The sequence below is a fragment of the Viridibacillus arenosi genome, assembly GCF_001955655.1.
Classification (GTDB): domain Bacteria; phylum Bacillota; class Bacilli; order Bacillales_A; family Planococcaceae; genus Viridibacillus; species Viridibacillus arenosi.
Map to the genome: position 1 here is coordinate 420,413 of NZ_MSPW01000004.1, position 6,063 is coordinate 426,475.

At 36.2% G+C, this 6,063-nt stretch carries 4 protein-coding genes; 2 read left to right on the plus strand and 2 right to left on the minus strand.

What is annotated here, in order from left to right:
- Positions 1-31: 31 nt before the first annotated feature.
- Positions 32-430: a glycerol-3-phosphate cytidylyltransferase gene (tagD, locus tag BK137_RS10810; RefSeq protein ID WP_038179955.1), complete on the minus strand. Its 399-nt coding sequence runs from the start codon at positions 428-430 to the stop codon at positions 32-34.
- 157 nt (positions 431-587) lie between these two features.
- A complete protein-coding gene (locus BK137_RS10815; protein WP_235175679.1) occupies positions 588-1,676 on the minus strand; it encodes a CDP-glycerol glycerophosphotransferase family protein in 1,089 nt (362 codons plus the stop codon).
- A 420-nt stretch (positions 1,677-2,096) separates the two neighbouring features.
- On the opposite strand from BK137_RS10815, the gene BK137_RS10820 reads away from it, so the two are divergent.
- Both BK137_RS10820 and BK137_RS10825 read left to right on the plus strand, forming a co-directional pair.
- A complete protein-coding gene (locus tag BK137_RS10820; protein WP_038179950.1) occupies positions 2,097-4,229 on the plus strand; it encodes a bifunctional glycosyltransferase/CDP-glycerol:glycerophosphate glycerophosphotransferase in 2,133 nt (710 codons plus the stop codon).
- 176 nt (positions 4,230-4,405) lie between these two features.
- A complete protein-coding gene (locus tag BK137_RS10825; RefSeq protein ID WP_038179947.1) occupies positions 4,406-5,584 on the plus strand; it encodes a CDP-glycerol glycerophosphotransferase family protein in 1,179 nt (392 codons plus the stop codon).
- The last annotated feature ends 479 nt before the right edge of the window (positions 5,585-6,063 follow it).

Below are 6,063 nucleotides of genomic sequence, written 5' to 3' on the forward strand. Positions count from 1 at the left end.
TAGGAGCAGGTGGTTAGTTAAAGCGAAACGCTTATTTAGATACTTGGGTATTTAAATCTTTTTTAATCTTTGTTGTAGAAATACCTTCAGTACGAGGTAAGTAAATTACTTCGCAATGATCATTTAGGAAATCGAATTTACCTTCCCAGTCGTGGCCCATAACAAATGTGTCGATATTATGTTCTTTCACGTCTAGAACTTTTTGTTCCCAATTATCTTCCGGTATTACTTCGTCTACATACTTGATTGCTTCAAGAATTGTCTTACGGTCTTCAAAACTATAGTAAGCTTTTTTCCCTTTTAAAGCATTAAATTCATCAGAGGAAATAGCAACAACAAGGTAATCGCCTAAAGCTTTTGCACGTCGAAGAATATTAACATGTCCCACATGAAGTAAATCAAATGTACCATACGTAATTACTTTTTTCATAGTGTGCCTCCATACATAATACTAAATGGTATTATATTATATTTAACTAGAAATGCCAAATTCATTTCTGTAGATAATCTCTATAAAAGGTCTTAATAGAATAAGGAACGCCGAGAACTCATGCAAGGTTCCCAAGATCAAGCTCTGAACCATTTATCTAATCCATCAAATACGCTGCCAATCTTTCACTAGCATGCCCATCAGAATAGGTATTCCAATCTTTAGAAAAAGTCTCCATTTGCTCCTGATTAAATTCATGATGCAACAGAACATAAACTAGTTCTTCATCATTTGAAACAACCGGACCGGGAACTAACTGTTCATAACCCTTCCAAAAACCTCGCTCCATCTCATATGCTTCTAAATCATAAGGATAAAAAATCTGCGGTTTTCCAAGTAGTGCAAATTCAAATGGAATCGAAGAATAATCACTGATTAAATAATCCGTTACAAACAGTAATTTGGAAACAGGTACATCATTTGCAACGGAAACAATTGCAGGATGAGCAATCAACTCAGCATTATGAGCCACAGCAGGGTGTAACTTGATCACCATTGCAAAATCTTCTCCAAGTGAATCCATGATTTCTACAAAATTCAAAGGAATCTTCTGTTCTAACAGTTGCTGATCGCGGAAAGTTGGTGCATATAAAATTACCTTTTTCCCAGCTAATTGAGGATACAACTCGAGAATTTCACTACGAGCATTAACTTCTTCTTTTTGTCGAAAGTAAAAGTCAGTACGTGGAATCCCAAAACGCAAAAATTGATCTTTGCGCATGCCAAATGCTGACATGAAAATCGGTACCATCTCATCAGAGCCAATGATTACTTTCGTCATCCGTCCATAAACCTTCTCAAATCGCTTAACAGCAGAAGGAGAACGGAACATGATACTTGGATCTTGCAATGCAAACTTCTTAATCGCGCCAGCTGCATGCCATAACTGTATACACTCGACACCCTCGCGAAACGACGTTGCACTTAAAATGGCAAAATAATTGTCGATCAATACCTTACTACCCGTTGCCAAATGATATAAACCTTTCAAATAGCCACCAATATTGGATGCGCGAAAATCCACTATATGTTTAGCATTTAAGCCTAAATCAGAAAAATCATCTTTGCATTTGCTAGTCTTCAGAACATAAATCTCTTCAAACCCGCGTGATTGCAACTCTCGTATAACAAACTTCGCATTATCCCCAAAGTCACATAAAAAAACGATTTTATTCTTTTGTGGCAAAAACTTAAAAAGCCCAAATACCAACCTATTTACCGACAAATAAATATATATTATAAATTCCTTTAACATTCATTCACCTATTTTTCTACATTTCGTTGGATAATCGCTAAAAAAATCGAAATATTCGAAAAAAATTCAATTTTATGTTTAATTACCACATTGTGAGAGGTATTGTAATTTAGGAATTACATACAATAACTGCTATTAGTATAACTGAAATAATAGTTATATAACAAAGAAAATTTTAAGAATAATTATACTGATTAATATTGTCTTGTGGTATTATCGATGAGGCATATAAATCAAAAAAATAATAAAATAAGATGGAATATTTACAAAAATCATCATTAAGAGGAATATAGAATACATAACAATTAATGATTTTATGATAATGCATGAACTTAATAAAGAGGTGTAAGAATGGATAAATTAGTAACAATTATCGTAACTGTATATAATACAGCTGAATTTTTAGAAGAATGTTTAACATCTATAACGAACCAAGTATACAAAAATATAGAAATAATTATAGTAAACGACGGCTCGACAGATAATTCATCAGAGATTATTGAGCAGTATACAACTGCAGATTCTCGTTGCCATAGTATCAATTTAACTGAAAATAAAGGTGTAGGTTTTGCAAGAAATCTTGGAATCGAACAAGCTTCTGGGGATTTTGTATATTTTGTAGATAGTGACGATTTTATCAATGAACATGCGCTTGATAAATTAGTACAAGGTCTTGGTAACAAAACTTATATTATGGGCCGCACTAAGAAACTAACGAATAAAGAAGATAGCAATATCGATATTGATGAACATGAAGTGACAATAAGAAAACGTAACAAGGTATTTAAAGTGCTACAAAATTTAAGTGTGCTCAATAGTTTGTTTTCTATGGAAATCATTCGTAAATACAATCTTCGTTTCTCAGAAGAAACAGATTGTTACACCGAAATAGCATTCTTACTGCCTTTATATAAAAATCGTTCAGTAATTTATCAAGTAAAAGAAAGCGTATATTTCCGTCGCCTTCGAAATGATCCGATTACTAACCCATCGCTAATGCAGCAAGATAGAGAGAAGATATTAAAGGATTTCTTAACAGTTTATAATCAGCTTAAAGCAGAGCTAAAGGGAAATAACAAAGAACAAAAACTCCTAGATAAATTACTTATTCATTTTTATCGCTCAAAATTTATCCTAATAATGAGAGATGCAACTCAAATCGATCGAAACTTTGAACAACTAGCAACTGCAATGGAAAAAGTTTCTCCAGCGCAATATAAAAATCAAAACTTATTAGTTCGTGGTGAACTGAAAGCACTACGTAATCACAAATTGAAAAGTTACAAAAGAGCAGTTAGCATTCACCATTTTGGAAGAGAATCAAAACAAAATTTTACAAGCAAAACAAAACTGACTCGACAAATTTATAAAGATATACTCCAAAAACGACCTCTTAATGAGAAAAAAATAGTTTTCGAAAGTTTCCTTGGAAAAAACTACGCGGATAGTCCGAAGTATATTTATGAATATATGGTTAAACACTACCCAGAGTACGAATTTGTCTGGTCGTTTAATGAAACAAACCATGATATTCCAGGAAATGCGAAGCAAGTGAAGCGTCTAAGCCTTGCGTATTACTATCACATGGCAACGGCAAAGTATTGGGTAAGTAACATGCGTCAACCACTTCACCTTCAAAAACGTGAAGGGAATGTATTTTTACAAACTTGGCATGGTACACCGCTGAAAAAACTAGTATTCGATATGGATGAAGTCTATTCAGCCAATCCTAAATACAAACAACAATTTTATGAGCAATCACGATTATGGGATTATTTAATTGCAGCAAATTCGTACTCATCGGATATTTTCAAAAGCGCATTTAAATTTGATAAAGTCATGCTGGAAGATGGCTACCCACGTAATGATACGTTGTACATTAACAACAATTCAGATTACATTACGAAGATGAAAACTAAATTAAACATCCCGTTAGATAAAAAAGTCATTCTTTACGCTCCTACATGGCGTGATGACGAATTTTATGAACCTGGAAAATACAAGTTTAATCTAAAATTCGATTTGCAAAAAATGCAAGAAAAATTTGGTGAAGAATATGTCATCTTACTAAGAATGCACTACTTCATAGCAGATGATCTCAATATTAATGGTTACGAAGGTTTTGTCTATAATATGTCCAAATATGACGACATCGCGGAACTATATCTGATCTCAGACATTCTTATTACAGATTACTCATCTGTATTCTTTGATTACTCGAACTTACGAAGACCGATTTTGTTCTACACTTATGATCTCGAAAAGTATCGTGATCAACTGAGAGGCTTCTATATCGATATCGAAAACGAAGTACCAGGGCCACTAGTCAAAACAACTGATGAAATCATTGATGCCGTACTTAATATTGATAAAGTAACAATTGAATATAAAGAAAAATACGACGTTTTCTATGATAAAATTTGTAGCTGGGAATCCGGAAAAGCAACAGAGAAAATCGTAAAAAAAGTATTCAAGAACCATTAAATTGATGAAAAGCGTTTCTACCGATGTACAATGTGCGGGAAGAACGCTTTTTTTTTTATAGCAAAAAATAAAAACTTTAATGTTTTTTTCTTGTAATGCTTAATGCTAAAATATAAAATGGGCCAAATGAACTTAAAAAACACGAATATAAATTTGAATAGAAAGAGTGGATTCAGTTGTTAAAGAAGATAAAGAAAAGTAAATACACTAAAAAGCTCATTACAAAAACATTCAGGTTATTATCTAGAACACCTAGAAAGAAAAATTTAGTCGTATTTGAAAGTTTCCACGGAAAACGTTATAGCGATAATCCGCGTGCCATTTATGAATACATGAAAGAAAATAATCCAGAATACACACTGATCTGGAGTGTAGCTAAGGAAAGCATACCTCTATTTGAAGAAATGGGCGTTCCGTACATGAGACGCTTTTCATTAAGATGGTTACTGAATTTCCCGCGCGCCGAATACTGGGTCAATAACGTTCGCTTACCAAAGTGGATGCCAAGACCGAAAGAAACGGCGTATCTACAAACTTGGCATGGTACACCGCTGAAAAAACTAGGTACGGACATTGAAGAAGTATATATGCCGGGCACAAAAACAAACAAATATCGTAAAAACATTATTGCTGAGTCAAAAAATTGGAACTACTTAATAGCGCCAAATGCATACTCAGGAGAAATTTTAGCACGTGCATTCCACTTTAAAGGCAAAGTAATTGAGTCAGGATATCCACGAAATGATGCATTACAAAACACAGATCCAAACAAGATTGAGAAAATCCGTAAGTCATTAAACATCCCTGAAGGTAAGAAAATCGTCCTATACGCACCAACATGGCGTGATGACCAATTCTTCAAAAAAGGGAAATACAAATTTGAATTCCAATTCGACATTCAAAAACTAAAAGAGCAATACGGAGACGATTTCGTCCTACTTGCTCGCATGCACTACTTAGTATCAGAAAGCTTTGACTTCGCACAGTACGGCGATTTCATCAAAGATGTTTCCAACTACTATGACATTGCAGATTTATACTTAGTGAGCGACCTTTTAATCACTGACTACTCATCTGTATTCTTTGACTATGCTATCCTAGATCGCCCAATTATCTTCTACATGTACGATCTTGAAGATTATCGCGACCGCTTACGTGGCTTCTACATCGACATCGAAGCAGATGCACCAGGACTAATCGTCAAAGAACAGGACGAGCTATTTACTGAAATCGGTCGTGCCCTAACTGAAGGCCACCACTCAAAAGAACAATTCGACCGCTTCGCAGAACGCTTCTGCGAATGGGAAGACGGCAAAGCCTCAGAACGCGTAGTCAAAGAAGTATTCAAAAAATAACACCAAACAAATAAAAAGCGAGGAGAAAATACAATATTTTCTCCTCGCTTTTTTCATTTGGCAAAAAAGAACCTGAGCAGCGCCAAAGCCCGCGAGTAGCGCTAAATCCTGCGCGAGTAGAGCCAAAACCCGAGCGAGTAGCGCCAAAGCCCGCGAGTAGCGCTAAATTCTGTGCGAGCAGCGCCAAAGTCCGAGCGAGTAGCGCTAAATCCTGCGCGAGCAGCGCCAAAGCCCGAGCGAGTAGCGCTAAATTCTGCGTGAGTAGCGCCAAAGCCCGTGAGCAGCGCCAAAGCCCGCCCGAGTAGCGCTAAATCCTGCGCGAGTAGCGCCAAAACCCGCCCGAGCAGCGCTAAATCCCATGTGAGTAGCGCCAAAGCCCGAGTGAGCAGCGCCAAAGCCCGCCCGAGCAGCGCCAAAGACCGTGAGTAGCGCCAAAGCCCGCCCGAGTAGCGCTAAACCCCACCCGAGTAGCGCCACCC

What these genes read in the sequence shown, in the direction of transcription:
- tagD (WP_038179955.1), bottom strand. Translation starts at nt 430, where the DNA reads ATGAAAAAAGTAATTACGTATGGTACATTTGATTTACTTCATGTGGGA.
- BK137_RS10820 (WP_038179950.1), top strand. Translation starts at nt 2,097, where the DNA reads ATGGATAAATTAGTAACAATTATCGTAACTGTATATAATACAGCTGAA.